The sequence below is a fragment of the Pseudomonas sp. MD195_PC81_125 genome, from assembly GCF_014060985.1.
GTDB classification, from domain to species: Bacteria; Pseudomonadota; Gammaproteobacteria; order Pseudomonadales; family Pseudomonadaceae; genus Aquipseudomonas; species Aquipseudomonas parakoreensis.
The window spans coordinates 1-2866 of sequence record NZ_JABULD010000625.1 but is presented as its reverse complement, the minus strand read 5'-3'; the positions used below and the strand labels follow the sequence as shown (position 1 = coordinate 2866).

1 protein-coding gene and 1 pseudogene are annotated in these 2866 nt (G+C 62.5%); both read left to right on the top strand.

What is annotated here, in order from left to right; genetic code table 11:
- The first annotated feature begins 109 nt into the window (after positions 1-109).
- A pseudogene (gene pvdM / locus HT737_RS25030) lies at positions 110-1481 on the top strand (pyoverdine-tailoring dipeptidase-like protein PvdM).
- Positions 1478-2758 carry an aminotransferase class V-fold PLP-dependent enzyme gene (locus HT737_RS25025; protein WP_182404203.1) on the top strand — a complete coding sequence of 427 codons (1281 nt, stop codon included), beginning with the start codon at positions 1478-1480 and terminating at the stop codon, positions 2756-2758. The pseudogene pvdM and the gene HT737_RS25025 overlap by 4 nt, the downstream one beginning before the upstream one ends.
- Positions 2759-2866: the final 108 nt, after the last annotated feature.

Here is a 2866-nt window from a genome sequence, read left to right as displayed (position 1 = left end):
CCCCTCGCCACAGCACCAAAGCTTAAATTTTGCCGCCAACCACTCGTTCTTCCCAGATAGCGAAGGCCCCCGCGCCTGCACCTCGATGGCGAACCTGACTGAGATGGCAATGACAAAACCACGTTCGAAAAAGGCTCTATTCATCGGCCTGCCGTTGGCCCTGGCGATCGGCGCCGGTGCAGGCTTTGCCGTGTGGCACCACTGGTTCAAGGACGACCTCGGCTACCCGGCCAAAGTCATGAAGCAGGCCGATGAGCTGCACGAACGCATGCTGTCTTTCGACAGCCATGTCAGCCTGACGCAAAATTTCGGCACCGACGGCCACGAGGCCGACAAGGACGGCGACGGCCAGTTCGATCTGGCCAAGGCCAGCCGTGGACGCCTGTCCGGCGCCGCGCTGACCATCTTCGGCTGGCCGGAAATGTGGAACGGCCCGAACGCCCCGCACAAGCCGACCCCCGGCTTCGTCGACGAGGCACGCAACCAGCAGGAGATCCGCTTCAAGATCATCTCCGGCATGGTTCGCGATTACCCCAATCAGGTCGCCCTCGCCTACACCCCCGACGACTTCCGGCGCTTGCACGGCGAAGGCAAATTCGCGATTTTCATCAGCATGCTCAACGCCTATCCGCTGGGCCACGACCTCAACCTGCTGGACCTGTGGACGGCGCGCGGCATGCGCATGTTCGGCTTCAGCTACATCGGTAACAACGACTGGGCGGATTCGTCGCGACCGTTGCCATTTCTCAATGATTCGCCGGACGCCCTCGACGGTCTCTCGGATCTGGGCAAGCAAGCGGTCAAGCGTCTCAACGATCTGGGCGTGATCATCGACGTCTCGCAAATGTCGACCAAGGCCCTCGAACAAGTCGCGCAACTGAGCCGCACGCCTTTGGTGGCCTCGCATTCGGCGCCGCGTGCGATGGTCGATATTCCGCGCAACCTCAGCGACAAGGAAATGCAGCTGATCAAAAAACAGCGGCGGCGTGGTGCAGATCGTTGCGTTTTCGCAGTACCTGCGTCCGCTCACCCAGCAAACCCAGGACAAGCTCAACGCGATGCGCAAGGACTTCGACCTGCCGCCGCTGCCGAACCTGGCGATGGCGTTGATGCCGGGCGACCCGATCATTGCCGCGTGGTCGGAGCAGAAGTTCGGCCAGTACGCCAGTCGCCTGTACGCGATCCTCGAAGAGGAACCGAAAGCCAGTCTCAAGGATCTGGGTGATGCCATCGATTACGCGGTGCGCAAGATCGGCATCGACCATGTCGGCATCAGCTCCGACTTCAACGAAGGTGGCGGCGTCAAAGGCTTCGAGAACGTCGGCGAAATTCGCAACGTCACCGCCGAGCTGATCTCGCGCGGTTACTCCGAAGCGGACATCGCCAAGCTCTGGGGCGGCAACTTCCTGCGGGTCTGGGATCAGGTCGAGAAAGCCGCGAAACCGGCACTGGCCGCTGCGCCGGGAACTGCCAAGCCATGAGCAATCGTCGTCAGTTCTTGAAGCAGGCGGGGATTCTCGCGGCGGCGCTGCCACTGGGCGCGAGCCTGCCGAATGTCGCCGGTGCCGCGAGCGCTGCGCCCGTGACTGGCAACAAGTGGGCGCAGTTGCAGCAGCTGTTCGATCAGGATCCGGCGTATCTGCACTTCTCCAACTTTCTGATCACCTCACACCCGAAACCGGTGCGCGAGGCGATTGAGCGGCACCGCGCCGCCCTCGACAACAATCCCGGCCTGGCCATGGATTGGGACCTCGGCGTGATCGAACAGCGCGAAGAGAACGTCCGCGTCTGGGCCGGTCGCTATCTGCAAGCCGACGCCAGACAGATCGCCCTGACCGGCAGCACCACCGAAGGTCTGGCGACGATCTACGGCGGCGTGCACGTGCGCCCCGATCAGGAAATCCTCACCACCGAACACGAGCACTACGCGACCCACACCATCCTCGCCCTGCGCACCGAACGCGACGGCACCCGGGTGCGCAAGATTCGCCTGTTCAAGGATCCGTACAACGCGAGCAAAGCAGAAATCCTTGCTGCCATCGACAGCGCCATCCGCCCCGAAACCCGGGTGCTGGGCATGTGCTGGGTGCATTCGGGCAGCGGCATGAAACTGCCCATCGGTGAAATCGGCGCCATCGTCGACCGGCACAACCGTGGTCGCAGCGACGCTGAGCGCATCGTTTACGTGGTCGACGGGGTGCATGGCTTCGGCGTGGACAACCTGAACTTCGCACAAATGAACTGCGACTTCTTCATCGCCGGCACCCACAAGTGGATGTTCGGCCCGCGCGGCACCGGCATCGTCTGCAGTCGCTTCGCCGAAGTCAGATACGTCACTCCGATCATTCCGACGTTCTCCGAAGCCACGGCGTTTTCCACCACCATGACGCCCGGCGGCTATCACTCGTTCGAACACCGCTGGGCGCTGGACGAAGCGTTCAAATTGCATCTTGAGCTGGGCAAGGCCGAGGTCGAGGCGCGCATTCACGCGCTCAACAGCTACCTGAAACAACGCCTGCAGCAACGTCCGCAGATCGAACTGGTCACGCCGCTGAGCCCTGAGCTGTCCGCCGGTTTCACCTTCTTCCGGGTCAAGGGTAAGGACAGCGACAAGATCGCCGCGCACCTGATGGCCAACCGCGTGGTGGCCGATGCCGTGCACCGCGACGTCGGCCCAGTGATTCGCACCGCGCCGGGGCTGCTCAACGACGAAGAGCAAATCGACCGTTTGCTGGCCGTGCTCGATCAGGCCCTTTGACCCGGACGCTCCCTTTTTTCCTTTTAGCGAGACTTGCAATGAACAGTGAACTGCGTCGATTTTCCTTGAAAGCGCTGCCGGCGCTGATGCTCACCGCCCTCGCCGCCG